Origin of the sequence: Micromonospora sp. DT4, from assembly GCF_049841675.1 — a bacterium.
Lineage (GTDB): Bacteria > Actinomycetota > Actinomycetes > Mycobacteriales > Micromonosporaceae > Micromonospora.
In genome coordinates, this window is record NZ_JBNCKT010000494.1 from 1 (window position 1) to 251 (window position 251).

The window sequence follows — 251 nt, forward strand, 5'->3', positions numbered from 1 at the left end:
ATAGTCCGCATCCTGCTCGACACCCGGCGGCAGGATGACAGACTCACTCACCGCCGGCACACCAGAGCCCGACGCGTCCCCCCAATCCATGTCCCGCCTGATGCCCGCAGCCGCGTTGGTAGTCTTCTGCGTCGCGGCGGGCACCGGCGCCACCGTGGAGGCGGGCAACTCCTCCGGGTTAACTACAAAAACCTTTTTGTTCCGAATGTCCGTCTGTAGTCCACTGGCTTGCAGAAGTTCGGCGATCTTCC

At 62.9% G+C, this 251-nt stretch carries 1 protein-coding gene; it reads right to left on the reverse strand.

Going from position 1 to position 251, the window contains the following annotated elements:
• Positions 1-251, reverse strand: a 251-nt coding sequence (locus tag ACLQ24_RS30650; protein ID WP_425895202.1) for a hypothetical protein, incomplete at both ends; no start/stop codon positions are given.